The 24,729-nt window shown below is 53.0% G+C and carries 19 protein-coding genes and 8 pseudogenes; 14 read left to right on the top strand and 13 right to left on the bottom strand.

Annotated elements, in window-relative coordinates; all coding sequences use genetic code 11:
- Positions 1-388: 388 nt before the first annotated feature.
- A pseudogene (locus CFBP5473_RS23855) lies at positions 389-1,012 on the bottom strand (RolB family protein).
- A 763-nt stretch (positions 1,013-1,775) separates the two neighbouring features.
- Positions 1,776-2,321, bottom strand: a pseudogene (locus CFBP5473_RS23850) (ATP-binding protein).
- Between the two features lie 166 nt (positions 2,322-2,487).
- Here CFBP5473_RS23850 and CFBP5473_RS25625 point away from each other — a divergent pair.
- From CFBP5473_RS25625 to CFBP5473_RS25670, 5 genes are all read left to right on the top strand, one after another.
- Positions 2,488-2,694: a transposase gene (locus CFBP5473_RS25625; protein WP_106389457.1), complete on the top strand. Its 207-nt coding sequence runs from the start codon at positions 2,488-2,490 to the stop codon at positions 2,692-2,694.
- 75 nt (positions 2,695-2,769) lie between these two features.
- A complete protein-coding gene (tnpA, locus tag CFBP5473_RS23840) occupies positions 2,770-3,132 on the top strand; it encodes an IS66-like element accessory protein TnpA (protein WP_136954338.1) in 363 nt (120 codons plus the stop codon).
- Complete coding sequence (gene tnpB / locus CFBP5473_RS23835) at positions 3,129-3,476, top strand: IS66 family insertion sequence element accessory protein TnpB (RefSeq protein ID WP_136954339.1); 348 nt, start codon at positions 3,129-3,131, stop codon at positions 3,474-3,476. The genes tnpA (CFBP5473_RS23840) and tnpB (CFBP5473_RS23835) overlap by 4 nt, the downstream gene beginning before the upstream one ends.
- A gap of 72 nt (positions 3,477-3,548) precedes the next feature.
- On the top strand, positions 3,549-5,114 hold the full coding sequence (gene tnpC, locus CFBP5473_RS23830) for an IS66 family transposase (RefSeq protein WP_136954438.1): 1,566 nt from the start codon (positions 3,549-3,551) through the stop codon (positions 5,112-5,114).
- On the top strand, positions 5,114-5,419 hold the full coding sequence (locus CFBP5473_RS25670; protein WP_035209878.1) for a hypothetical protein: 306 nt from the start codon (positions 5,114-5,116) through the stop codon (positions 5,417-5,419). Before tnpC ends, CFBP5473_RS25670 begins: the two co-directional genes overlap by 1 nt.
- A gap of 150 nt (positions 5,420-5,569) precedes the next feature.
- Here the strand turns inward: CFBP5473_RS25670 and CFBP5473_RS23820 are convergent.
- Positions 5,570-5,776, bottom strand: a pseudogene (locus CFBP5473_RS23820) (IS21 family transposase); the annotation flags it as partial.
- A gap of 209 nt (positions 5,777-5,985) precedes the next feature.
- Here CFBP5473_RS23820 and CFBP5473_RS23815 point away from each other — a divergent pair.
- The 6 genes and pseudogenes from CFBP5473_RS23815 to CFBP5473_RS23785 form a co-directional block, all read left to right on the top strand.
- A pseudogene (locus CFBP5473_RS23815) lies at positions 5,986-6,435 on the top strand (DDE-type integrase/transposase/recombinase); the annotation flags it as partial.
- 71 nt (positions 6,436-6,506) lie between these two features.
- Positions 6,507-6,914, top strand: a complete 408-nt coding sequence (gene tnpA, locus CFBP5473_RS23810) for an IS66-like element accessory protein TnpA (protein WP_084631712.1) — start codon at positions 6,507-6,509, stop codon at positions 6,912-6,914.
- Positions 6,911-7,258: an IS66 family insertion sequence element accessory protein TnpB gene (gene tnpB / locus CFBP5473_RS23805; protein WP_027676207.1), complete on the top strand. Its 348-nt coding sequence runs from the start codon at positions 6,911-6,913 to the stop codon at positions 7,256-7,258. Before tnpA (CFBP5473_RS23810) ends, tnpB (CFBP5473_RS23805) begins: the two co-directional genes overlap by 4 nt.
- A 45-nt stretch (positions 7,259-7,303) precedes the next feature.
- Positions 7,304-8,005 (top strand): annotated as a pseudogene (locus CFBP5473_RS23800) (transposase domain-containing protein); the annotation flags it as partial.
- A gap of 508 nt (positions 8,006-8,513) precedes the next feature.
- Positions 8,514-8,654, top strand: a pseudogene (locus CFBP5473_RS23790) (transposase domain-containing protein); the annotation flags it as partial.
- Positions 8,655-8,675: 21 nt separating this feature from the next.
- Positions 8,676-8,912 (top strand): annotated as a pseudogene (locus tag CFBP5473_RS23785) (IS3 family transposase); the annotation flags it as partial.
- A gap of 147 nt (positions 8,913-9,059) precedes the next feature.
- Here the strand turns inward: CFBP5473_RS23785 and CFBP5473_RS25515 are convergent.
- Together CFBP5473_RS25515 and CFBP5473_RS23775 are read right to left on the bottom strand one after the other, a co-directional pair.
- Positions 9,060-9,203 (bottom strand): transposase, encoded by a 144-nt coding sequence (locus CFBP5473_RS25515; protein ID WP_136954444.1) that lies wholly within the window; start codon positions 9,201-9,203, stop codon positions 9,060-9,062.
- Between the two features lie 203 nt (positions 9,204-9,406).
- Positions 9,407-10,120 (bottom strand): AcvB/VirJ family lysyl-phosphatidylglycerol hydrolase, encoded by a 714-nt coding sequence (locus CFBP5473_RS23775; RefSeq protein WP_051441330.1) that lies wholly within the window; start codon positions 10,118-10,120, stop codon positions 9,407-9,409.
- Between the two features lie 139 nt (positions 10,121-10,259).
- Here CFBP5473_RS23775 and CFBP5473_RS25510 point away from each other — a divergent pair.
- Positions 10,260-10,560: pseudogene (locus tag CFBP5473_RS25510) on the top strand (ATP-binding protein); the annotation flags it as partial.
- A gap of 50 nt (positions 10,561-10,610) precedes the next feature.
- On the opposite strand, the gene CFBP5473_RS23770 reads toward CFBP5473_RS25510, so the two are convergent.
- From CFBP5473_RS23770 to virD1, 8 genes are all read right to left on the bottom strand, one after another.
- A complete protein-coding gene (locus CFBP5473_RS23770; protein ID WP_027676208.1) occupies positions 10,611-12,473 on the bottom strand; it encodes a virA/G regulated protein in 1,863 nt (620 codons plus the stop codon).
- A 66-nt stretch (positions 12,474-12,539) separates the two neighbouring features.
- Positions 12,540-14,210 carry a VirE2 family protein gene (locus CFBP5473_RS23765; RefSeq protein WP_027676209.1) on the bottom strand — a complete coding sequence of 557 codons (1,671 nt, stop codon included), beginning with the start codon at positions 14,208-14,210 and terminating at the stop codon, positions 12,540-12,542.
- A 13-nt stretch (positions 14,211-14,223) separates the two neighbouring features.
- Positions 14,224-14,415: a type IV secretion system chaperone VirE1 gene (locus CFBP5473_RS23760; protein WP_027676210.1), complete on the bottom strand. Its 192-nt coding sequence runs from the start codon at positions 14,413-14,415 to the stop codon at positions 14,224-14,226.
- A 591-nt stretch (positions 14,416-15,006) separates the two neighbouring features.
- Positions 15,007-17,517, bottom strand: a complete 2,511-nt coding sequence (locus CFBP5473_RS23755; RefSeq protein ID WP_027676211.1) for a virA/G regulated protein — start codon at positions 17,515-17,517, stop codon at positions 15,007-15,009.
- Positions 17,518-17,616: 99 nt separating this feature from the next.
- Complete coding sequence (gene virD4 / locus CFBP5473_RS23750) at positions 17,617-19,635, bottom strand: type IV secretion system ATPase VirD4 (protein WP_027676212.1); 2,019 nt, start codon at positions 19,633-19,635, stop codon at positions 17,617-17,619.
- Between the two features lie 59 nt (positions 19,636-19,694).
- The gene (locus tag CFBP5473_RS23745) at positions 19,695-21,422 is read right to left on the bottom strand and encodes a hypothetical protein (RefSeq protein WP_136954443.1); all 1,728 of its coding nucleotides are present in this window, start codon (positions 21,420-21,422) and stop codon (positions 19,695-19,697) included.
- Between the two features lie 13 nt (positions 21,423-21,435).
- Positions 21,436-22,692, bottom strand: coding sequence for a relaxase/mobilization nuclease domain-containing protein (locus CFBP5473_RS23740; RefSeq protein ID WP_027676214.1), 1,257 nt, complete (start codon positions 22,690-22,692; stop codon positions 21,436-21,438).
- A 27-nt stretch (positions 22,693-22,719) separates the two neighbouring features.
- The gene (virD1, locus tag CFBP5473_RS23735; protein ID WP_027676215.1) at positions 22,720-23,163 is read right to left on the bottom strand and encodes a T-DNA border endonuclease subunit VirD1; all 444 of its coding nucleotides are present in this window, start codon (positions 23,161-23,163) and stop codon (positions 22,720-22,722) included.
- Between the two features lie 254 nt (positions 23,164-23,417).
- Between virD1 and CFBP5473_RS23730 the strand changes: the two genes are divergently transcribed.
- Positions 23,418-24,113: a conjugal transfer ATPase VirC1 gene (locus tag CFBP5473_RS23730; protein ID WP_027676216.1), complete on the top strand. Its 696-nt coding sequence runs from the start codon at positions 23,418-23,420 to the stop codon at positions 24,111-24,113.
- 2 nt (positions 24,114-24,115) lie between these two features.
- Positions 24,116-24,718, top strand: a complete 603-nt coding sequence (locus CFBP5473_RS23725; protein WP_027676217.1) for a conjugal transfer protein VirC2 — start codon at positions 24,116-24,118, stop codon at positions 24,716-24,718.
- Positions 24,719-24,729: the final 11 nt, after the last annotated feature.

Raw genomic sequence — 24,729 nt, 5'->3', positions numbered from 1 at the left:
TCGTGACGATCCATGTCAAAATATGGCTTACTCAAATATCGACGTGAAGAGAAGCGTGGTCAGTAATTTGTGCCACAATATGCTTACAAGGGGGCGGAACATTCGAGTTTTTAAAAGGTAATCTTATAGAAAATTATTCAATACAGCTTGAACTATATACTTTTAAAAAAATTACTTATTTTGAGAATATTACAGGAGCATAATTATATTTCCTCTAAAACATGGAGGTTTAAAATCAAGTTGCTGTGCCTCTGCATAGAACGATACTAAAATACAACACGGCATATATCGAACAGTCGCCGAACAAACACGACTTATTAGCGGAAAGACACAAAACACAAGCTTTTCTAAAAAGCTGGGAGATAAAGCAACATGGATAATTTAATCTCTATGGAATAAGGTTACACGATCCAACAGCTACGATCGGATAATGGATCAAGTCGCCAATCTGATGCTCTATCTCTTCCTCTTCTCCATCTTCCTCCTCCCCAACCTCGACATCTACTTCGTCTTCTCCCTCTTCCACATAGTGCCCGCCTCTCGCGAAGAACCCATAGTCTACACCCTCGACCTCCTCCGTCCCAAATCGCACAAACATCGAGCTTCTCATAATAGCCAGAAAGAACATATTGGTAGATGGGCCATAATAATAGTTAATTCGCCCTCCCTGATCACAGCGCTCCTGTAGTACTTGATTGAGTTGTTCAGGGCGCAGCAACCAGGGTGGTATCCCAGTTGCCACTGCCCCTTAGTTCGAGGAACTAGAGGGAAGGAGACGATGCACGGCGCAATATCCGGCGGTCGCTTGGTTAGCGTACACATAACTGAAATGCTGATTGTTCAAAATGTACTCATCATCGAACTCACCAGGGAAAAGTTCGGATGGATGGAAGTACGTTAAATCACCCATCGTGGTACGGTAATCCTCTTCTGCATAATTCAAGCGATCCTTGAGGTTTTGCGCGCGGTAGATACGGGTGAAATCCCGAACAGCCCATTGCGGAGCCGTCATAGTAAGAAGTCGCTTATTGAGAACGAATTGTGTGAGTGACTAAGCGGAGTGTGGTTAACTGATTTATACTCGGGAAAAGCGCAGTAACACCACTCATGGAGTCATTCTTTTTTAACAACGCACCGCTAGTTTTGTCGATGATTGCGGAAAAACGCACATGCGGTGGTCTCTTGGAATAAATCTCCTCTGATTGTCAAAAGCCCAGCACATTTGTTCGCTGGTGGGCCAATCACAGAATTTCAAACCGCGTGCTGAAAGTGTCATTTTACTAAGACAGACCGCAATTAGGAGGCATATCAGGCGTGCATACGTGAGCTCTTACGTTTTAGACGATAAGAAAGCTTTTTCAAATTTGGTAAAGTGGAACTTTAGTCTCAATTAAAAGCATATTGTTGAGTTAGGAACAGTCGTCCACCCTCAATTTCGAGGACAATCTACACATGCATCAAGTCGCCTCAACTTTACAGCAATTAGAAATCTCTGGACAGGTCTAAAATGGTTTAATGGCTCCACCCCGCAGGCCCAGTTGGTTCACCAGTTCAATTTAGGGTTACCATCCATACTAAATTCCCCAGTAGTTTTGAGGCAGCGTATTTCGGAAGAACGGGACAGCGGTTTCACTAATTCCGGGACAGCATGAAGTGGTCGATTTTCGCCTGCCTGGTTGAAGGTTGAAGTCATAAAAGATTGATTTCTGCGTTTTCAGCGCCGTTCAGATGGGGTAATGTTTTTTGCCGTCGAATGCTGTCGGCTTCAAGGCAATTCAGTGCTCATTGTGGATGATCCGATCGAGGATTGCGTCTGCTATGGTCGGTTCTCCTATCAGGTCGTGCCACTGGGCGACGGGAAGCTGCGCGGTGATTTGCGTCGAATTCCGGCGATAGCGTTCCTCGAAGATTTCCAGCAAGTCGAGGAAAGCGACCATCGAGCCCGGCAAAGCCAAGGTCTTCGAACAGACGCGGCATGCGCAGATACAGGATGGAATGATCGAGCCGGACAGCTTGGCGACCGAAGGCGCACGCAAGCCAGGTTTTTCCTGTGCCGGTCTGGCATGTGATGATCATATTGTCATGCGCCTTCAGCCGTGCCCCTTGCGCAAGCGACAAAGTGTTGCGGCGGTCGAGACCACTATGAGCGGCAAAGTCGATGTTCTCGATGCTGGGCGAAGCTTAGAAGCTGCAAGCCGGTTGGTCAGGCGCTTGTCGGATCGCAGAGCCGTTTCTCGATCAAGCATCAGGCCGAGCCACTCGTCACGGCTGAGATCGCTGCTGTTGTTCTGAGCGGCAAGTTCGCGATAGGCCGTTGCCATTCCGGCAAGGCCAAGGGCCTGCATCTGTTCGAGAGTTGGATGTGTGTCAGCATGGGTTTTTCCTTTCCTTCACTGGTAATAGGGTAAGCGGCAAGCTGACCCCATCTGGCGTAGTTGGAGCGTTCGCCTGTATTTCAGAAAAACGATTCACATAATGTGAGCTTCCATGTCTGCGCCGAGCTCTAGAACTAGGAACTTCCCCATGATCGAGGCCGTTGCGGAACGGCTTAAAGGTGCGCCGAGGCAGTTCCGACATCGTTGGTCCGATGAATTTAAAGAACGGGCTGTAGCTGAAGCGATGGAGCCTCGCGCAAGCGTTTCAGCGATTGCACATCGCATTGACAGTGAGCGTCCAGTGAGCTGTTTTTGCTGATCGGGCAAATCAGGCGATGTTCTGGCATTAGAACCAGCATTAGTGCTGACATAAATACCAGAGCAAAGAGGTTTCATGGCCCGCATGGAGATCATGTCCGGTACCGAGCGCAGACGGCGCTGGTCGGACGAGGCGAAGCTGAGGATACTGGCGGAAGCTGATGAGCCGGGTGCTCGCATTGGTGACGTGGCGCGCCGGCATGACGTTCATCCTGGCCAGATCCGCTTGTGGCGAAAGTCGTTCAACTATGTTGATCGACCGACGGTGTTCCTTCCAGTGGAAATCGTGGAGGAGTTTGGCGTAAGTCAGGCGTCTACGACGGCAACGAGGCTGGCGATCGTCGAGATCTTGCTTCGAAACGGTCGGAGTTTGAAGGTTCCTGTTGACGTTGAGTTGAAACTGCTCGGCCCGCTCGTCGCTTGCGTGGAGGCGGCATGATCGGGCCGTCAGGGAATGTACAGGTTTATCTGGCCTGCGGAGTGACTGACATGCGTCGCGGTATCGACGGTTTGTCAGCGCTGGTCGAGGGGGTGATCAGACAAGCGCCTGGTTCTGGCGCGATCTTCGGGTTCCGCGGCAGGCGCGCGGACCGAATCAAGCTTTTATGGTGGGACGGCCAAGGCTTTTGCCTGTTTTACAAGGTTTTGGAACGCGGATACTTCCCATGGCCGGCGGCCAAAGATGGCGTTGTGCATCTGACGCAGGCTCAGTTGTCGATGCTCGTCGAGGGGATCGACTGGCGACGACCGACATGGACGTCAGCGCCTCATCGCACGGGCTGAAAGCGTTAATTTGCAAGGGTGTCAGGGGTAAAATGCTGGCGCTAAAGGGCCAAATCAGTTACATTTTTGGGTATGGAAACAACGCCGCCACAGGGTCAGGACGAGCTATCTGCACTGCGTGCATTGGTTGCTGAACAGGCGGCGAAACTCGAGCGACAAGACGCGGAAGTTACCAAGCGCGATACCATAATCGACATTTTGCGCGCGCAGTTGGAGTTGCTGCGCCATCGACAGCATGGGGCCTCGTCCGAGAAAATAGACCGCAAGATCGAACAATTCGAACTGATGCTCGAGGAGATTGAAGCGTCCCGCGCCGAGGCTGAGGTTCGCTCTGGAAGGACACCACTGCCGGAGCTGGAAGATGCCTGCGAAAAGCCAAAACGCAGACCTTTGCCGGATGGGCTGCCGACAGAAGAGCGGATCTATCCGGCGCCGTGCAATTGCCCGACCTGCGGCGGGACATCGTTCCTGAAAGCACCTGATAAGGTGGTCCAGGTCATGGAGCATGTGCCGGCATCCGTGAAGATTGTTCGCCATGTCGAAAAGCGCTTCGTTTGCAAGGACTGCGACACTTCGTTGGCTGGCAAGATGCCGACCCTGCCGATCGAGCGCGGCAAACCCGGTCCCGGATTGCTTGCCCATATCATGGTCTCCAAGTTCGACGATCACATCCCACTTTACCGACTGTCGGAGATGTACGATCGGCTTGGGATCGATATCTCCCGTTCCGTGATGGCCGACTGGATGGGGCGTGCATCGGCTTTGCTCGGCCCCCTGATTTTGCTGATCAGAGCGCATATCGCGGCCGTCGATCGGATCCATACCGACGACACTCCGGTCGATGTTCTCGACCCTGGACGAGGAAAGACCAGGACCGGGAGGGTCTGGGTCTACGTCTTCGATGGGCGTGGCTATCAAGATCCCAGGCCCGGAGCGATCGCTTATTATTACAGCCCTGACCGCAAGGGGGTTCACCCAGCCGAACATCTTTCCAACTTCAGTGGCGTGATGCACGCGGACGGCTATGCTGGCTACAACAAGCTGTACGGCAATCAGATCATAGAGGCTGCCTGCATGGCGCATGTACGCCGCAAATTCCATGACGTGATCAAACTCAAGCCATCAACGATCGCGCAGGAAGCGCTGTCGCGCATTGGTGCTCTCTACGATATCGAGGATCGTATCCGTGGCATGTTGCCTGACGAGAGGCGGGATTTGCGCCAGCAGCATGCCAAACCCATCCTGGACGAGCTGAAAGAGTGGATTGAGGATGTCCAGACAACACTGCCACAGAAACAGAAGCTGGCGGAAGCGATGCGGTATGCGCTGTCACGATGGGCAGCATTGAGCGTCTATCTTGATGACGGCCGGGTTGAAATCGACAACAACATAGCTGAGCGTGCCATGCGACCACTGGGAATTGGCCGAAAGAACTGGTTATTTGCGGGCTCCGACAAGGGTGGTGAGCGCATCGCAAATATCTTGAGCATCATCGAAACCGCAAAGCTTCATGGCCACAATCCGGAAGCCTATCTGACCGATGTGTTGGCCCGGATCCAGGATCATCCCAAAGACCGACTTGAAAATCTGCTGCCTTGGAACTGGACGCCGGCAAACGCTCGGTGCGAGGCTGCCTGATGGCACGCTCAAGGTTCATTTACACACTCAACCAAGTCGCCGGCATGATCGGCGAGAACCTCGAACTGATCGAAGAAGTGACGGCCAACTCGGACAACATCTCCGAAGGCGAACTGGTTTACGTCAGCGATGGCACTGAAGATGGCACGAAGGGTCTGACCGAGAACGGCATCAAAGAACTTCAAAGCCTACTTGCCGACATCAGGACGTGGGACGGCGGTATCCGCGAGTTCCTCATCGACACACAGTGCGATCCTGAAATAATCGACCGCATCATGGCCGATGAGATGAAGCGCGGCCTTTAGATTCTATCTCGCGACACCCGAAAAATGCTTTCGCCGGACGCTCACCATTGACATTCATCCATCACAACTATTTTGCTGGCGTCGTGATGCTCCGGCCGGACAAAGGGGCTCCTCGGTGGGTAGGGCCGTCGAGGCGGATTCGGGAACGAATTTCGCGAGGGCGGTGGTTGAGGTGGCTAACGGCCAGACCGAAAGGCCGGTCTCCTTTGCTCGCAGCAGATACGTCGCCACAGAGGTTTTGCCGATCTTTAGGCGTTCCGAAACGGCGCGAACGGAAAGGCTCTTTTCATGCTTCAGACGCAGTATCGATCGAAAGTCTTTCACTGTCGTTCGTCCCGCTTGCTTCCGTCTTGGCATAGACCCTCACAACCTTTGATGAGGAGTCAATTTGCCAGAACGGCGCTTGCGAAAATCGACCAAAATCTGCGTCCGAGACTGTCCCGAAATTAGTGAAACACGCATTTGAGGCGTGGCATGCAGTTCTGACGCCTAGTCATCTTGCTTACGTTTATATATATCCTGCCCCCGCCCCTTCCCCAGCCAAAGGCCAGCAAAAGTAAGCGCATGCGTCACTGGCCAGGAAAAGTGTGATCGTCTCGGAAAAGGTTGTCCAGCGCTTGATGAAGCAGGAGTGCTTGGTCGTACCCAGACCGCGCCGACGGCATTTCGGATTATACCTGGGAGAACTAAGTCCAGCACCCGAGAACCTGATCAATCGCGACTTCCATGCAAAAGCGCCGAATGTGAAATGGCTGACAGACATCACCGAGTTCCAGATTCCAGCCGGGAAAGTCTACCATTCGCCTATCATCGATTGCTTCGACGGCATGGTCATCAGTTGGTCGATTGGAACGCAACCAGATGCGGAGATGGTCAATACTATGCTGGATGCAGCGATTGAGACCATGACCGAAGCAGAGAAACGTCCAGTCGTCCATTCCGATCGCGGAGCTCATTATCGGTGGCCCGGCTGGCTCACACGGGTCAGCGAATCGAAACTGGTTCGTTCAGTAAGCCCACGATGAAGGCCGTCTTGCGATGACGGCCTGCTGACTGCCAGTCATAGTGGTAACACTAGAGTAGTCATATGGCGAAGCATCCAATTGAGGTGATCACGTCTGTGGAGCGCCGTCGGCGTTGGTCACGCGAAGATAAAGAGCGGCTCGTCGCTGCGCGCTTTGACCCAGACGCGGTCATCTCGGAGATTGCCCGCGCGGCCGGCATCCATGTCAGCCAGTTGTTCCGTTGGCGCAAAGAGCTTTGTCGGATCGAGAAGCCAAGATCTGACACTGCGGCTTTGGTGCCGGTAATCGTGTCCGAGGCCGCTTCGACAGTCTCCCCCGCTCAGCCGGGATCACCCACCAAATTCCATCCTCGTCGGAAGCGCAGTGATGTAACAATCGAACTAGGTCGGGGCCGACGCGTCCGCGTGGAAAGCGACATCGACACGGACGCGCTTGGCCGGATTTTCGATTGCGTATTGGGTCTGCGATGATCCCGGTTCCGAGTGGTGTGAACGTCTGGCTGGCCACGGGCTATACGGACATGCGCAAGGGCTTCCCCGGTCTGTCGTTGATGGTGCAGGAGGCGCTGAAGCGTGACCCGGTGTGTGGGCACTTGTTCGTATTCCGCGGCCGCGGCGGTGGCCTGATCAAGGTGTTCTGGCATGACGGCCAGGGAGCTTGCCTGTTCACGCAGAAGCTTAAGCGAGGACGCTTCATCTGGCCGTCAGCGGCCGATGGCACGGTGGTGATCACGCCTGCGCAGCTCGGTTATCTGCTGGAGGGCATCGACTGGCGGATGCCGCAAAAGACTTGGCGGCCGACGTCGGCCGGATGAGCAAAAACACTGGAATGATGGGGTCAAATATGATTCCATCCTGTCATGAGCGACGCGACCGAAGAGCTTCCGGACGACCTTGCAAATGCCCTCGCATTGCTGGCCCAGGAACGCGCTCGACGTGTTGCAGCCGAAGCAGAAGCGGCAACCGCCAAGGCAGAAGCCGCCAGTGCAAAGGCACTCGTATCGCATTCCGAAGCGCTGATCGCTCGGCTGAAGCTGGAGATCGACGAGGTCCGCCGTGAACTCTACGGCAGCCGGTCCGAGCGCAAGGCGCGGCTCCTGGAGCAGATGGAACTGCAAACCGAGGAATTGGAAGCGGACGCCGGTGAAGATGAACTGGCCGCGGAGATCGCAGCCAAAGCTTCAACCGTCAAAGCCTTCGAGCGCAGGCGTCCGTCACGCAAGCCCTTTCCCGAACATCTGCCACGCGAGCGCATCGTCATCGCCGCTCCCGCCAGTTGCGCCTGCTGCCGATCGGCCAAATTGTCGAAGCTTGGCGAGGACATCACCGAGACCCTGGAGGTCATCCCGCGCCAGTGGAAGGTCATCCAGACGGTACGGGAGGAGTTTACCTGTCGTGAGTGCGAGAAGATCACGCAGCCACCAGCACCCTTCCATGTAACGCCACGCGGCTTTGCCGGGCCAAACCTGCTGGCGATGATCCTGTTCGAAAAGTTTGCCCAGCACCAGCCGCTTAATCCTCAGAGCGAACGCTATGCTCGCGAGGGCGTCGAGTCCTCTCTCCGTCGAGAGATATTGCCCGAATACATCAACGATCTCCTCGTGCTCACTGCGCTGAACCGGAAGCGCGACTGGTATTGAAGCTTTCTCCCGTAACGCCGAAAGCAAGTGGCGGAGCGCCGATCGATCGCCCGAGTCGGGCTTCCAGTGTTTGAAACGATGCTCAAGAAAGCGGTCGACGTGAAGCTCGCTTAAATCCTGCGGAGCATGTCCATTGCCAACATGCCAGTCCATCAGATCCCGAAACAGGCTTAGCGAGCGCCACGTGCAGTGCCGACCCAAACCTTCGTTCGACATTTTGGCTGTGTAAACGCTTACAAACTCCCGATACGGGCCGTAGACCAAGTTCCGGTATAGGGAGCTGCGATTCAAATAGTCAGTTGCGTTCATATGTCCTCTCCTTTGCGTCGATTGCGACGGAGAGACCCTAAGCTATGCCGACTAGACGGCCGCTATGGCGCCGGAAACGTTGGCAAGTTGATTAATCGGCATAGTTCGCCGGTCGGCATGAACGGCAAAGCTCAACGACATAGATCCGCAGGCGTGGCTGGCCGACGTTCTTGCCTGCATCGCTGACACGCCGATTACCAAGCTGGAGCAATTGTTTCCGTGGAATTGGACGCCGCAGACCGTCAACGCTCAAGCTGCCTGACCTGTGGCCTTCAGCGGAGGCTTACTTCGTTCAATGTCCCGAAAACGTTGCTCGCAAGACAACGCCGCTTGCGAAGGCTTCTTCGGCCGGATGAAAATCGAGCTCTTCTATCCCCGAGACTGGAAGGCTATTACAATCGAACAGATCGTTGCCGAAGTAGACGCTTATATCCGCTGCTACAATGAGAAGCGGATCAAGATATCGCTGGGATCACTCAGCCCAATCGAGTATCGAAGAAGCCTTGGCCTTAACCCATAAATCAGTCCAACTTTTTATCCGCATCCCCAACACACCGCGGGGGCGTCTCAACGACCATGGCCGCGAATTCGACGGCGTCTTGCGGCTCAGACAAAACCAGTTTGCCCTGGCGTGCCAGTGTTCACCAGGTCGATAGGTGATTGGCCTTCAGCCCAAGGCCGCAACCTCATTCACCGTCACACCTGGTCGCAAGCTCTCCGGCACGATCCGCGCTTTGATCTCATCCGGCCATTGACCATGCATCTCGCGTCCGCTCCGCCTCGTCGTGAGAACCTCCAATGTAGTGCCCATGGAGAAACTCCTTGTCGCTCGTCCATGGAAACTCGACCACAGATCAGGCAACAGCGGGCAACGTAGGGGCCAGAACACCGATTACACTTAACAAAACGTCTGAAACTGTTCAGACAAAACGAGCCACCTCTAAGGCGCGTATGGCCGTGACGAACGCGGGATGGCCAGTCGCCAAGAAAACAGGCCGACCTGTAAGGTTCAATTTAGTTAGGCGGATTGTCTGGAATAATGAGCTTAGCCAAGAGTGAATAATCATTGCCGAGATGATGACCGCCCTTCAATCCCACGGTTTTTATCGCTGTTCCACGAAGCGATGGGCAAGAGCTGTAACGATCATCCAAGCCATATATGCACCGCACCAGCAGCGGATTAACAGAACCAAGATCATTGATAGGATCTCCACCTTTCCCTTCTGTCTTCAGTCCTAGCCAGCCCCTTAAGGAAACGACATAGTCGACTTGATGCGATAGCGCGAGAAGCGAGATTCCCTTGATTTTGGCCTTTTGATTTTTGGGTAGTCCATTATAGGCTGCGGGTAGTATATCCGCGCCGAATGAGAACCCAGCGAGAACAACATTGTGCGCCCCAGTTAGGCGGGTATATGTATCTATCAGAACGCTCAAGTCTCTGGATGTTTCTTCAGGCGTCTTTTGCGACCAGAAATATCGAAGGGAGTCGATCCCGATAACGTGTATGCCTTGCTTCGCCAAGTTAGCACCGACTTGTTCATTAAGATTACCCCACCCTCCGTCCCCAGAATAAAAGATTACAATCGTATTACTTTTCGGCTTTCCTGCGAGAAAATGGACAGGGAGCTGTGGTGATTGTTTGAAACTAGGTCGTTCGTGAGCAATGGTCGCCTTCGTACTGATGAGCAATACGCTTGTCATCAAAGCGGCAGCAGTCCAGTTAAGCATTACTATCTCCAAAAATCGGGCACGACTAATGCTGTAGATGTGGAGGAATATGCAAAACCTATCACCTGCGGGAGAGCCTTTGAATGAAGATAGCGTTTCAGTTGTAATTTAGCTTCCGGTGGCCTACCTAGTGTTGATACGAGAGAACGTCATCGCCCTCAACCCAACGGGCCGGGTAAGACGCATGTGGCTCCGGCCTCGGCCTGGGCTGCAAGAATGGCTTCTCCGTCGTAGCGAAATGATGGAGCGACAGTCGGGCGGCGACTACTCCGGTTCCAGAAGCAGATAGCAGCCAGCAAGCTGCGGATCACCGATAAAATGGGTTTCATGCCGCTGCCGAAAAACCGGTGCAGAATTGCTGTTCTGACCGATCTCCCAGCGTTATGAGCGATTAAGCCCTGATCGCCAGCGATGTGCCGTTCGACGAATGGTTTGGGTCAATCAAGCCAAATGAGCGGATGCCAGATGTACGTGGATCGACCCATCCATTCTAAAGTGAAAGCCCTCCTGACATAGAGCGCCCACGGCTCCCTGACCTTTCCAAAATCATAGATCGCTCGTGATCCGCCTTCGGCAAACCACCAGGTAATGGCATATTAAGCAGTTCATTCAGTAAAGCTTGCTGTTCCGAATTTGTCAAATGGTCACCTTCCGTAGAAAGTTCTGGCCGTTTTTCTGGGACGCGCGACGGGTCCGGTTCGCCAAACAACGCCTGAGGATCAAAGCGTTCGCTTATCGAATTTACCGAATGGTCGCGCTCCAAAGGCACTTGCAAATGATCATTCACCACACTCGCCAACACTGAACTCGTTCGCACTCGGCTGTCTCCGGAAGCCTCACGAATGCTGTCCTCAATACGTCCGCCCAGTGCGCCATCTGCTTTAAACGGCGGCGGAAATGGCACACTATGTAGGGAACTCAAGAGCTCTTGCTCTTTTGGATCCGGCTGATGATCAATGAACTGAAATAAAGACGCAAGTGACGATTCGGACTCCGTTCTGCTGACCGACGATCCACCTGACTCAACCCCTTTCGCTAAAGAATGTGGATCCGAGAAACGCGCATTTGACGACTGAGGTGGTGTTTGAGGACTAACCTGTCGCTTTGGGTTCGGCAGGCGCAACAGGGGTGACGTCTTTGCAATTACATCAATTGATCGTTCGGTTGCAGGCTCAATCCTTAACTCAGCGTCATCATCGCCCCGGCCATCTCTAACCAAATTGACGCGCTGCGACGGCCGTACTAAATTGACATTTATCTGCTGTTGAGGTGACTTGGGGAGAGCTGCGCTCTCTTGCCAAGCCCTCCTATGATCTGTCGATTCCGAATTGCGCAGCGTCTGAGCGTCGCGTTCTTGCTGATTTAGCGTCGTCAGTTTTCGTCGGACTGTCACGCCAAGTATTTTTTTTGAGATTTGTTTGACGTCTTCGTTCAAATACGCTGTTTCACTCTTGTAGATCTTACCGAAAGTATGCTTGGTGCTCGTCAATTGCCCGCTAGCATCATCGTAGACGGCTGATCGCTTGTTAAAGAGCCGTCGATGACTCGATATATCTCGGCCAAGTTCGTTGCCCTCTTTGTCTAGGAGGGACCTATAAGATTTGCTGAATGCGCCACCAAGTTTTCGAATTTTAGTCCGAGAGGTTTGACGATCCGCAGCCTTAGTCGAATTCTTGGAGAATCCTAGACGTTTGCTGCCGATGAGCTCAAGGTTGCCTTTGTCATCCCGTTCAAAAGTCTCCTGCTTGGCACCTTTTTGACGGGTGAGTTCACGAAAGAGCCGGTTTTCCGTTCCGGCCCGATAGGGTTCACTCACCTTCTCGGAAATCGGATGAAATAGCCTATTTCGGTTGACATATTTCGTGCGGATCAGGAGGCCGTTTTCATCTCGCTCCCATTTTTCCTCAAAGCGTCCGTCTTTGTATTTCACATGCTTCGCGCGAAGTGTGCCATCCTCGGCGTAGAGATGGCTGCTTACGCTGCTCCAGGTCTTCTTTTTGTGAAGAGCCAAATAGACATCGCCGGTCTCGGCGTTACGCTTCAGAACCTTCGTTGTTTTTCTTAGTATACCATGCATGCGCGTTAATTCTTCTGGGCTATCGACCCGGATCCGTTTATTTCCAAGCATTTTATAGCTTATTTCGCCTCGAAAGCCGGGATCAAGTCTGTCGACTATCTGCATATCCGCGGAATATTTTCGCTTCTGCTGCGGCGTTTCGAACGGAGCTCGTTTCCTTGATGCCTCTTCTTCTGTAAGCCACGCTTTAAGCATTTGCTCGTGAAGCCGCTTAGCGGAACGGCGCATATCAGCCGTAAGCGACTTCGTGACAATTTTCTTCGTCGTGTCGACCATTGTCTAACCCTTTCATTGGCACGCTTTAAACTAGTGGGCTTCTTCACCGGCGCGGTAGCGGGAAATCTACAGACTGTTTACGGTCGGGCTACGAGTTCGGCTTTCGTAATTGCGCCGGCTGTCACTGATGGGCGGCAACGCTGGCTCTGGCCGTACCAATGTACGCGAATATTTATCGGTCGCTTCATGGAGAAGCTGCGCTGCGTCGTCCGGCAATGTCATCATACGGCGCTCGTATTCCGCAACACTGGTGTAAGTGCCAGTTCTATGACCATCTTCATTGCGATCCGCTATCAGCACATCTTTTGGAGTCAGTTTTTGCAACTTTTCCTCAGACAGATCTCGAAGTTCGCGCAAATTCGCTCCATCCGCAACGATAACCGCTGCTTGTGCGCCAAACTGCTCAAACTTGACGATATCTGCATGGCTTTGCCGACCCATCGAAACAGGCAGACCAACTCGATCCATCAACTGGGTGAAGTGCTCGGGGTCGGAGTATTGCAGTCTCGGAGGTGACATATAGCGGTTGCCGTCGCGCGCCAGAACTTGGACGCGATCCCAATACACCCCTTTTTTTAAGGCTTGAGCCCAAGGAGAAGTGGGTGCATTTTGCAACAAGAAGCGAACACTGACATGGCGGTCGGGGGTTAAACCTCCCTGACGATCGGACTGCCTTCCCATATTCACTGTCGCGTATGGCAACTCCCTGTTGTGAGCTCGGTTCTCGCCGGCGAACTGCGCGAAACGGATATCCGCGCTGCCACGCTCCCATGATTCCAAATATTTGGAGTCATGCATAATTCCAGATATAGATTTCAGCTTGATCTCGGTATCCGTACCGTACTTACTTTTTACAGCATGTTCGAATTCCTCAAATCGTTTACCGGTATAAAAGTCGCCCGCAAATCGATACATGAAATGTATATCATTTTGCGGGGTCTTAATTAAGATATCTGGCAGCAGTGAACCAGCTTGAAACTCGTGCACGTAGCGTTTTTGAATTTCTCTGCTTCCGTATTTCTCCGTGTGAATATATCGGTTTTCAGGTCTCAATTTATTATTTTGGTCAAGTTTAATATTCGGATTAGCACGATAGAAGATTTCGGTACCAGTGACGCCCATCTCGGCGTGAGCACGATTCCAGACTTCCAACTTGTGCTGAAAACGCGCTTTGCGCTGCTCATCCAATTCGAGTTTGTCCCAACTTTCAGCCAAGTCCTGAGGGATTTCGATCTTATCGAATGCGAGAGGTGGGGGATAGTAGTTGCCGACCCCATCCCGATAGAGTCGGCAGACTTGATTGAATTCCCTCTTGGTAGGCAAATGATCAAGGTTACCTTTAGCAATACCTGCGAACTTGTCTTGTCCGGTTTGCCACACAAGAATATACTCATCTTGACGCCGATCATGGCCTGGTAAAGTCATATTCGCGAACAGGCTTGATAACTCACTTTCAACCTCAGACCGACTTCCGTTAACGCTGCCAGAATCGTGGCTCGACTGAGATCCGAACGCGTAAGGACCATTTTCGGGACTTATAACTTCCGTATACGGTGGGCTCCCGAGAACGTTGTGTTCGGCAGTATTCTCGCTATCCCCCATATGAACTTCGGACGTGTCGGAGGTATACACGTTGTCCCTTTTCTGACGCTTTGAAATATTCAAACTGGAGTTTTCGACATTGTCTGCTGCGGTGCCAGCGATATTTTTAGTATTGCCATCGCCCGTCGTATCCATCGTCTGACTCCTTTTAGCTGACAAGGTTTTCTTCGGGAAGCGGGCACTGAAGAACAAAATTCTCCAGTTCTATCATGTCGAGATCCAAACTCGTAAAGCCATCAGGCTGATAATTTTTGTTCAACTTCTCTATATGAAGTTCTCGCGGCTCCTCAGCCGCCAATTCAGGAACGTTTTGGCTCGTGTTTAGTTTGATGATCGCCATGTCATTGTTTCTCCTGCGAAAATTTCAATCTTATCTGTGCCTGCCGCTCCGATCCAAAGCCCGCCTGAGCATCGAACGTAGATTTATCTCCGCAAATTAGAGTTTGCTCCATTTGCGTGGTCCCGTTTGGACCGGTGCGAGAGTATGCCTTCTGCAAAACCTCTCCGCATACTTGAGTCGTGCTCTGCCGGGAGCCATAATTTGCTGATCCAGGCCGCGGTCCTCGTCTCGCTCCCTTAGCCGAGTTTGGTCAAAAAAAGCCACACACTTGGGTTGCTGATTTTGCCACCAAGGCAGTTCAACTCTTGGCGTTCGCGTCGTTAGCCAGCGCGATGCGAAAGCCCTCCTATCAGTATTACAGCGTGCATTGTGTTCCAGAGTCGTGGAGGACATAATCACCGAATAGAGCTGAGCCTGTGTTGAACTTATCATCTGGGCCCCCGTCACTAAACGAATATCGCGTTTCATCTGTAACTCCTGCTAAGTCGCAGAGATAGCGTGACTTTGTCAAAGAAGGTCGCAGAAAACAGGCATCAAGTAACGGCGCCATCTGGATGCAATTTTGTTGACCTGTCATCATGGATGATGCCGTCAACGTTCACTGTATTCTGCACGGCTTCGTTCCCGGGACTCGTAGGCTCTTCGCTCGTCGTGGGCGGTAGCGTTGTCCTCCGCGTTCGACGACTTGGCTTTAGCAGGTGACGCACCTATCAGATCAGCGGTCCGGTTCAACGCGGAAAGAAGGGCCTTTTTTTTCTGCCGTGGAGGAAGTGATTTGACCTCCAGATCTCTCTTGGCGTCGTAAAGGGTCAAAAATTCCCGATAGACTTGGCGCTCACGCTCGATGGTTGGCCATTTTCCTGTCAATGCGGTCTCGCGAGCAAGGACGGCTTCCGTTTGCCCACGTGGTCCAAGGTGCAGCAATTGGGGCTCTTGTTGTTTACCAGGTGGTGAGAGAATAGGATCCCGGCTTACCGTATAGTTGTAGCTAGTTGTCGCTACCTGAATTGGTAAACTGACCCCTTCGGGTGATACACTTTGCAGACCATCATTGGCAAGCTGGTGCGCGTAGCCTAACTGGTTCAACTGATATCCATTCGAAGCTATAGCACCTTCCGCAGACGCGACAGGGTCTGTCAGGGTTGCCTTTTGATCTGAGCGATAGCTCGCATCATCTGGCCATCCACGACCGATAAGTCCGGTTCGTCCCCTTCCAGTCCCCACATGTTGCCGATGAAGTTCCTTGCATTCGAGGTAGGCCGGCATTGGCCTCTCAAGACGACGTCCCTCCTTTGTTGCCCGCAAGATGTCGTGGACCACCTTGAAACCGAAAATATGCTCCGACTCGAACTTTCCAGTTTCGGTCGCTAGCCGTTCTCGTTCATTTTTCCGACTTCCATATGTGCCAATATTATCGCCTCTCGAGCGAACGGCTTTTTCTGGGGAAGGCAATCTAGTTGCCGATCCACCTTTGTCGGACAAAAGTCGGCGCACATTGTAATTGAAGTCATTAGTGGTCGCTGTAGCTGCTCGGCGGCTTTTCGTGCCCAACCGCTTAACTTCACATGCGCCACCCCAAGAATCGCTGGCGGCGATGCTCTCGGTTTGAATTGCGTTGGGTCCAGATGGACCGAAATACAGTGCCCGCCTCGTTTCCAACTGTGAGCGGGCCGAGGATAGCATGTGAGTGGTTTCTTGGGCTGCCTCACATGTAAACTCACGCTGGCCTAATTCCGATAGATCTCCCAGAGCGGGGCCAGAGCTATTGGTGCTACCCGTCTGGGACGCGTGGCAAAGGGCTTCGCTCTCGTCAAAAGGATCACGTTCATCGGGAGTCCAGGCCGACGAGTCAAGCTCCGCTCGACGAGAGTTCACATCCAGGTCTTGCCATCGAGGTTGGGCTAGCTGCCCCCACCTTCTGTAAGCCAGACGTTCGCCATCTCCGAGCGACTTTCCCTCATATGAAAAAACCGACGATGGTGAATTTACGATCGGCATCGTCGAGACAGATGCCCCGTCTTCCGCGGCCTGACGTGCATCTACGATAAGATCTTCCCAATTCGGCCTCTCCAGCCTAATCCAGCGCTCATGCGCGGCGCGCTCGGGTGCCCCGAGCTTCATGTCATCATAGGCAAAAGACGCAAGAGAAACCCCTTTCTGGTCGATTGTACATTCATGATTGTGTTTGGGCGCATCAGACCGAGACTTTAACGCTTCCTCAAGGGCATCATTCGCATCTGCGAACGAACTAAGATGACCAAGTTCTGCCATCCGCGCATTGACGACGAGGTCTTCCCATGTCGGCTGGGCCTCCCCTTCCCATTGTTCGTAAGCTCGCTTTTCCACTTCGCCCAGTGGTATACCCTCATATTCGAAGATTGAGGAGGACGCCTCTCCTGACCCAAGGGTCCACGCGGCTTCGTCGATTGCATCCCGACGCGCCTTGAGCACCAAGTCTTTCCATGTTGGTGGCTCCAGTTCGCTCCAGTCATCGTATGCAGCGCGCTCGGCTTGCCCGAGCTTCATCTCGTCGTAGTTAAAGGACGCAAAATCACTCATGTTTCCTTTGATTGATTCGCTCCGCTTGCGCTTCAAAGAATCGGAGCAAACGTTCTCGCCCTCGCCTAGGCAATCATATACGTCGGCGAACCTGCCAGGATGGCCGAGTTCTGCCATGCGCGCATTGACAACGAGATCTTCCCATGTGGGTTGAGCGTTCTCTTGCCATTCTTTGTACGCTTGCCGCTCCGCCTCACCTAGCGGCATTCCATCATATTCGAAGATCGAGGGACAAACCCGTCCCAGATCAACAAGCCACGTGGAATCATCTGTTGCATCCAGTCGCGCCTTGAGTACCAGGTCTTTCCACGTGGGGGGGGCCCGTCCATCCCAGCTCTCGTATGCTTCGCGCTCGGCAGTGCCAAGTCTCACGTTATCATACTCAAATGACGTGGATGAATGTGCGCTGCGCTCGGTTTGATCCTCACTGCGAGCACACTTGGGCTCGGTTGGGGAGAAGACAGGAGCAGCTCCGGCAGGAACTTCCAAAAGTGATGCTGTCGAACCGATGATGTCGGCTTTTGAGTTTTCTAACGGTTTCATGGCGATATCTACTCAATTTGCACCCTACGAATTGTTTGTCGAGCTTTGCGCAACTACATAATTTGCGCTGGCAACGAATTACTACAATCTGGTAGCAACTTAAGGCCATGTCACCGGCGGTGGAGGCGTAGATCTATATCGTTCCTGAAGCTCTATAATCTGTTCTAGCAGTTGCTGTTGCGCAATCAGAGCCGGAGCCATTTCGGGGGTAAGACTGGAATCTAGTGGCATACCACCTGAATTAGCGCCTTTCTCCATCGCAGTGATTTCAATCGAGCGTGGGGGAGTGTCACGCCCAATTGTAACACTCTCTGGGCCGCCGTTGATATTGCTGCTTTGCTTTTCTGCGGCTTCCTCATTGCCTACCATAGAAACCATGTCGCCCACACTTTGCTCTGGCACTACGACGCCGTGTTGGCTGAGGTTTTGGATCTGCTGGTAATTTTCTTTCGATAGCATCAAGGATACTGGCTCAGGGAGAGGGCCCATTTGGCGTTCGAAAAGGCGCTTCAGCATACGATCCGAATAATATCGCACTTTCCGCAGTTTAAGAGGCGGCTGCCCTTTAATAAGGACTATTTCATGGTCGTCGTCGAGTAGACGGACCTGTTCGGCGCGCAGAAGCGGCGCTCCTTGGTCGGAGATTTGTATGTTATGATCAAACATGCGCGCTTGGCTGTACGACGTTGAGCGAGCTTGAAACGTATAGTCACCGATAGCTTTAGAAATGTAGGTTGGCGTCTCGTCATCAGCGGTCGCCATGAATACCTGCACACCGGTATTGCTAAGGAAATTTTGTTTACCAGCTTCATCATAAGTTCCCGTCAAAGCAGACAGGCTCTGTATGATGAACATGAAGCGGCCTTTGTAGCCCGCAATTGTCGTAATCGCCGTTTCTACGGCTTCCAGCTTGCCCAGGTGCTTGAACTCATCGAGGAGAAACAGAACCTCGTGCCGTTCATCCCCAAGGGGCAGCGATCGCTGCAGGATTGATACAACCTGCTGGAAGAGAAGACGCATCAACGGCGCTACGACTTCCAGATCGTTCGGACTGACACAAAGATAAATGCAGGTCTTTTTCCGCCGCAAATCGTAGACGGAAAAATCCGAGCGGCTTGTAGCCGCCTTGACGAGTGGATCGGCCCAAAGATTGAGGCCGCCGTCGCCGAGCACCGATGTGTAAGACGTCAGTATTTTGGTGTCATTTCCCGCCATATTGTCGAAGATGCGCTGAGCCTCTTTGTTTTGAGTTTCCTCCGCGAGCTGGGCAAATAGTTTGTATTTTTCACCCGGCTGAGCGAACAGATCGTAAACCGCGCCAATCGTCGGAGTACCGCGCTCAATACAACTCAATATGCCTGCAACGAAAAGATCTCGTGCACCGTCGATGAAACCCTCCGCACCCTTGCCTTTGGCTGTGATGAGATTCGCAGCAAGGCGGCGCGTTTCCGTAAAGCGCCGTTCGGGCGGCAACGCGGCGATGTCAAGCACGGGATTGTAACAGTGCGTTCGCCGCTCTGGATTTAAGGGCGAGAACTTGAAAACCGCGTCACCACTTGATTTACGCGCCCTTGATGTGAGTTCGAATAGCTCGCCTTTCACATCCAGAGCAATTACTGAACCCTTGAAGGTTAGCAACGTGGGGATAACGACGCCGACACCCTTACCAGCGCGAGTTGGCGCGACGACGAGGCTGTGAGGTTGTTCTCCATTAGTTAGGTAGCTGCCAAACCAATGTGGTCCACATGTTTTGCCGAAGATGGGTCCTGTGACGTGACTGTAGCGCTGGAGGTATCTGGCGTGGCGCATCTCGCTGGACAGGGCCCAGCGAGCAGTGCCGTGATGATCGCGCTCGCGCATCGATATCAATACTTGGCATAGCAATACGAGCGTCGACGCCGCAAAGATGATGACAAGTCCGCGATAGAACGTTGGGCTTGCGTATCCCAAATAAGGCGGTGTCTCGTACAGGAACGCGAGAACGCTGAAAGTCATCATCGTTTCGCCCGTAAAGCCATGGCGAAATGTGACATAGAGACTTGCTGCACAGAAACCAACGGCAAGTGAACATGCAATGCTTGCAGCTAGGCGTGTCGGCGTGTATTTGCCCGAATTCATCATGTGGCCACGCTCCGTTCATCCTATTGGTAACGGCAATTGTTATAAGTCAGTTGGCTTTACAGCCCATACCCGCCGCGCATGCGCGGTTCTAAGACCCTCGCCCGATCCTGTGCGTCACGGCGATCCCCGTCCCGGCATGCAGGCTGATCCGCTCCAGAAATAGTGGATGGTAGAACCATCTCCTCGACAGCCTTGTTCAGATTGGGGCTATGAGATTTTTGCCCCACATCCTGCTCTGAGCAGGATCTCTCGGAATGTGGTTTCGAGATTGCGTCAATCCCTGCCCAATCCTCGTCGGTAAATTCGGGAAAATCATGCGACTTCGTTTCTGATGAGCTTGGCCCGTGCCGAGAACCCTCCGGATGGGCTGCAGAACCTGTAAACCAACCTCCGGCGGCCACGGTAGAATCTTCGGGTATTATAGTGTCGCCTAACCTGATCGCCTGAGTGCGGTTCGCAACATACCGCCTCGTAGTTGGGCGGGGGTCGGAGAGTGCATCGATCCGCGACCAATCCTCGTCTGTAAATTCGGGAAAGTCATGCGACTTCGTTTCTGATGGGCTCGGCCTTTGTCGAGAACCCTCAGGATGGGTTGCAGAATCTGTAAACCAAGGACCGGCGCCCATGGTAGAATCTTCGGGTGTTAAAGCGTCGCCTAAACCGATCGCGTGAGTGCTGTTCGCAACATCCCGCCTCGTAGTTGGGCAGGGGTTGGAGATTGCATCGATCCGCGCCCAATCCTCGTCGGTAAATTCGGGAAAGTCGTCTGAGCGTTCCTCTGGTGATCCAAGGGATCGAACATCGGACAATCCATGAGGCGTTTGGCTAGCGATTTCGGTCGCGTCGCCAGAATAGTTACTTTCAGCGACGACTTGGGTACTTTCGATGTTGGGGGATCCTGGCTCAGGGCTCAAATCCGCTTCGGCTGTGTCAATAGGAACAATCTGGGTATTGAGCGGCGAACTTGTATCGGCAAGCAAATCAAGGTCATCCAACCCCGGCCCGGAGCCTTGTGCCACCCGTAAAAGGCTGTTGGTCTGGCTATCTCTGCTGTCTACTATCCAGTCGGATGCGCCACTGTATGTTTCTTCGGGTTGGCCCTCGCCAGGTATGATCACATTATGACCTGAACCTGAGGCGCCTGTGGCAACGGCTAGCGTCGCAATGTCTTGCTGAGATTGCGTACTGCTCTCCTCAGTCACGTTGATCTCATCCAGCCCCATTTCAAACCGGTGCGGTCCTTCCGACGCAAGCCTCGCGGTCGAGCTATCGATTATAGCCAAAGACGCGGCAATGGTACTCCTCATCTGTTTCGAGCTGCTATTTTGCTTCGCCACCGATTCCTCAGCGGTTCGCTCGTGTACGCGCAATCGCTTTGTTTCCTCCTGGCCAAAAAGAGACGACGACGTCGCTTCATGGTGGGCCCCGGCAGCGGATTGCACCTCAATTTCCCGCAGATATTGCATGGCGGTGCGAAAATATCCTTTTTTCCTGGGAAGGATAGGTGATTGGAGTTCGAGAGCTTTGGATGATCCAACCGGGAGCATCTCTGCGGTATTCTGAGCATAAATTGCACCCCGTTGATTTTCGGCGGGGGTCCTTGGATGGTCGCCGGCGGCACCAGGAAGTTGTGAGGAGCCATTCGATGCCACGGGTTCTCTAGGGTTGTGTCCCCCACTGGCCGACAGCGGTGTGACTGTGATTGGCGCACTTCTGCCTCCTTCGTTAAACGGGTTCCTCGGAACGGAGCGAGTGAGATCTCTATTGAATTCTTCGTTCAGCATGATCGTTCTCTTTCTACCTTCTATTTCCCTCATCACCTTGGCTGCGCTCGTTCCTTGGACGCTTGCGAATGCTCCGCTCCGCGTCCTCATCACGAGGACGCTTAGAATTAGACTCTTCCTGCCGCGAGCCATCAACTGGCGTAGGCAATTCGTCTGTAACAATGTTAGTCCGTCCCCGGGGGCGCAACGGACTCGATTCAGGCGGGTGTTTAGGTGATATGATCGGATCGTCACGGAAGCCCGGTGCGTCGGTGATTGTCACTCCCGACTGAAATCTGTTCCCCCTAGAAATTTTTGCGCCGCTCTGCTCCACATCACCACGTGGCCGTTTCCGATCACGCCGATGCCAAGTGTCATCTTCACTCGCAGTGTACGCGTTGATGGGTTCGGTCGAATGGCCTCCAATATCCTGGCCGTCTCCGACGATTGTGAGAGGGGCGTTCCTCAAATTGGCATCGTCCACAAAGGCTTCATCGCTTCGGGATTGGGAACAGGACTCGTTTCCAATCGGAATCCGATCCGGCGTCCCGCCGCTCCCCTCCGATCCGATTGGTGCCCTCGGGCGCACGTTTCGTAACGAGCTTTCTGACTTGTTTTGAGATGATTCACCGTGTGAAAAACCTAGATCAGGACCGTCGAAATGAATGCGATTAGCCTGTTGCCGCTGAAGACGGCGATACTGGGCGAAAGTCATCGGCCGCTCGGTGATGCCGCGTTCTGCTCGCGTGCTCGCCTCCAGAACGATGCCGTGACGAAGTGAAATCTCAGCCATCCGAATGCGCAAGGCGTCGTAATTCAGTTGGGGGTGGCGCCGGGAGATTTTCAGCCAGCCGTGCCCCAAAAGTTCGCGACGATTAACGACGACATGCAGATGTGGGTGGTCGCGATCGGTGTGGAAGGCAGTAAGATAGTTGTACCTGCCACCCCCTACGCCTGACCCAAACGTTTCGGCTGCCCACTCGCGACTCGCTGCATAGGCAGCTGCCTCACTTGTACCGGCAGGGAAGCTCACAATAATATGGGTGGTCAACTCTTGTTGCCTTTCCTCGTCGGACTGATTCTCGTCGTAAGCCCCGGTTTCTTGAACCCAACTGCGGGCAAGGTCGCGGATCTCATTCGCCGGTATGAAAACACCAAGATGCCGCGCCGAGCGCTGAAGTTCCAACTTGCCCTTACGCGACAGATACTCCAACTGATTGATAATTTGCTGGATGGTCTTCGTACCACCTCCCGGGACTATGCGAATAATGACTTGTGACCGATCAGGCATCCAACAGTTTCCTTGCCAAGAACTATGTCAGTGCGAGGCGTCCTCCAGCATGGAACAACCGTCAATTCTTCGCCGTGATACGGACAAAATAGATCGGAGCAAGCCATCGAGATCGGCGAACGCTGTACCGAAAGCGTTCCGTTCAGCTTGAAGAGCAGCCAAATCCGTTGTCGGATTTTCCGCGTAGGCTGTTAGCAGCGCCGCAATGTTGTTTGAGAGCGTTCCTATGGAGTGAAGTATGGCTTCCATTTTATGCCGAGTCTCTGCATCGATTTCGAGAAAGCCCGCGATCCGACGGACGGCAACCCTTATGGCCATGCTATCGGATAGCCCCAACCTGCGGGCCTGGCGGGAAAAGTTCTCATATTCGGCCGATCGCAAACGGGTACTGACGACCTTGAATCTTTCGATCTTCGTTTCTTCGCTCCGGTTTACTACGCTGTCAGAAAAGGATTTTGCGTTCTGCGACATCGCTTGCTCCATAGAAAGCGGGATGATCTTGCTTCGTTCGGATCAAAGTCTCTAGCCAAGAGCAGATAAGCCTAGCCCTACGAAGATTAAAATCAATAATATACAGCGTATTTTTCGATTTAATAAGCTACACTCGCAATCAAGCCGTAATATATCTGAAATATATTTATGTTAACATTTATTCTAATGCACATTTACACATACGAATAAAAATACAAACGCACTCGTGCTCACAAAGTCTACGGGATAAACTCATGAAACTTTTAACTTTTTGCTCGTTTAAAGGTGGCGCGGGCAAGACCACGGCGCTCATGGGCCTTTGTTCTGCTTTTGCAAAAGGCGGCAAAAGAGTAGCTCTTCTCGATGCCGACGAGAACCGGCCTTTAACGCGGTGGAAAGAAAACGGCGTGCGCAGGAACACCTGGAATGAATCCTGCGAGGTGTACGCTGCAGAAGAAATGTCGCTACTCGAGGCGGCTTATGAAGACGCCGAAGCTCGGGAATTCGATTATGCGTTGGCCGATACGCATGGGGGTTCGAGTGAGCTCAACAACACTATCATCGCGAGTTCAAACCTGCTTCTGATCCCCACAATGTTAACTCCGCTCGATGTCGATGAGGCACTTTCGACGTACCGTTACGTCATCGAGCTGCTGCTAAGCGAAAATTTGGTGGTTCCAACCGCCGTTTTGCGGCAACGGGTCCCGGTTGGTCGATTAACGACGTCGCAGCGCGCGATGTCGGAAATGCTAGCGAACCTGCCAGTCATACAATCTGCAATGCACGAGAGAGACGCATTCGCTGCGATGAAAGAACGTGGCATGCTACATCTCACGTTGTTGAACGCAACAGATGATCCGATGATGCGCCTCGTTGAGCGCAACCTAAGAATTGCGATGGAAGAACTCGTGACAATTTCAGAGCTTATTGGCGCAACTTTGGGAGATTGAAGATGGGGATCCGCAAACCAGCTTTGTCTGTCGGTGAAGCAAGACGGCTTGCTGCCTTGCGATCGGAGGTCGTTCAAACAGTTCCGGCCCATTCCTCGCAAGGCGCGCAATTTCCTCAGTTACCTGAAAGAGGCAGACCGGAAGTTCTACATCCCCCTTCAGCCGCCAAGCGTCGCGACAACTTCGATCGGAAATTGCTGCTTACGGCAGACGCCTTGAGTTCAGCAGCTACGCCCGAAAAAATCCAAGTCTTCCTCTCGGCGCGACCGCCAGCTCCTGAGGTATCAAAAATATATGACAACTTGATTCTGCAGTACAGCACTTCCAAGTCACTGCAGATGATCTTGCGCCGTGCGCTCGTCGATTTTGAGAGCATGTTGGCGGACGGATCAATCAGCACGGCCCCAAAAAGCTACCCGATCTCACAAGTATCCAATAAGCCTGTTATTGTTCAGACCTCCCGCATGTTCCCGGCGTCGCTTGTAGAGGTCGCACGCAATTACTTTGATCCATTGGGATTGGAGACTGCCCGGGCTTTTGGTCACAAACTGGCTACAGCGGCCCTAGCATCTTTTTTTGCAGGAGAGAAGACCGGAAAATGGTAAAGGATCATCCT

Source organism: Agrobacterium larrymoorei, assembly GCF_005145045.1.
GTDB classification, from domain to species: Bacteria; Pseudomonadota; Alphaproteobacteria; order Rhizobiales; family Rhizobiaceae; genus Agrobacterium; species Agrobacterium larrymoorei.
The sequence above is the reverse complement of the archived record's forward strand: the minus strand, read 5'-3'. Positions and strand labels throughout refer to the sequence as shown.

Coding starts and splice junctions, on each gene's coding strand:
- CFBP5473_RS25625 (WP_106389457.1), top strand. CDS start 2,488: ATGTCTGCGCCGAGCTCTAGAACTAGGAACTTCCCCATGATCGAGGCC.
- tnpB (WP_027676207.1), top strand. CDS start 6,911: ATGATCCCGGTTCCGAGTGGTGTGAACGTCTGGCTGGCCACGGGCTAT.
- CFBP5473_RS23755 (WP_027676211.1), bottom strand. CDS start 17,517: ATGAAACCGTTAGAAAACTCAAAAGCCGACATCATCGGTTCGACAGCA.
- tnpC (WP_136954438.1), top strand. CDS start 3,549: ATGGAAACAACGCCGCCACAGGGTCAGGACGAGCTATCTGCACTGCGT.
- tnpA (WP_136954338.1), top strand. CDS start 2,770: ATGGCCCGCATGGAGATCATGTCCGGTACCGAGCGCAGACGGCGCTGG.
- tnpB (WP_136954339.1), top strand. CDS start 3,129: ATGATCGGGCCGTCAGGGAATGTACAGGTTTATCTGGCCTGCGGAGTG.
- virD1 (WP_027676215.1), bottom strand. CDS start 23,163: ATGTCGCAGAACGCAAAATCCTTTTCTGACAGCGTAGTAAACCGGAGC.
- CFBP5473_RS25515 (WP_136954444.1), bottom strand. CDS start 9,203: ATGGGCACTACATTGGAGGTTCTCACGACGAGGCGGAGCGGACGCGAG.
- CFBP5473_RS25670 (WP_035209878.1), top strand. CDS start 5,114: ATGGCACGCTCAAGGTTCATTTACACACTCAACCAAGTCGCCGGCATG.
- CFBP5473_RS23745 (WP_136954443.1), bottom strand. CDS start 21,422: ATGCTGAACGAAGAATTCAATAGAGATCTCACTCGCTCCGTTCCGAGG.
- tnpA (WP_084631712.1), top strand. CDS start 6,507: ATGGCGAAGCATCCAATTGAGGTGATCACGTCTGTGGAGCGCCGTCGG.
- CFBP5473_RS23770 (WP_027676208.1), bottom strand. CDS start 12,473: ATGGTCGACACGACGAAGAAAATTGTCACGAAGTCGCTTACGGCTGAT.
- CFBP5473_RS23730 (WP_027676216.1), top strand. CDS start 23,418: ATGAAACTTTTAACTTTTTGCTCGTTTAAAGGTGGCGCGGGCAAGACC.
- CFBP5473_RS23775 (WP_051441330.1), bottom strand. CDS start 10,120: ATGCTTAACTGGACTGCTGCCGCTTTGATGACAAGCGTATTGCTCATC.
- CFBP5473_RS23760 (WP_027676210.1), bottom strand. CDS start 14,415: ATGGCGATCATCAAACTAAACACGAGCCAAAACGTTCCTGAATTGGCG.
- virD4 (WP_027676212.1), bottom strand. CDS start 19,635: ATGAATTCGGGCAAATACACGCCGACACGCCTAGCTGCAAGCATTGCA.
- CFBP5473_RS23765 (WP_027676209.1), bottom strand. CDS start 14,210: ATGGATACGACGGGCGATGGCAATACTAAAAATATCGCTGGCACCGCA.
- CFBP5473_RS23740 (WP_027676214.1), bottom strand. CDS start 22,692: ATGCCTGATCGGTCACAAGTCATTATTCGCATAGTCCCGGGAGGTGGT.
- CFBP5473_RS23725 (WP_027676217.1), top strand. CDS start 24,116: ATGGGGATCCGCAAACCAGCTTTGTCTGTCGGTGAAGCAAGACGGCTT.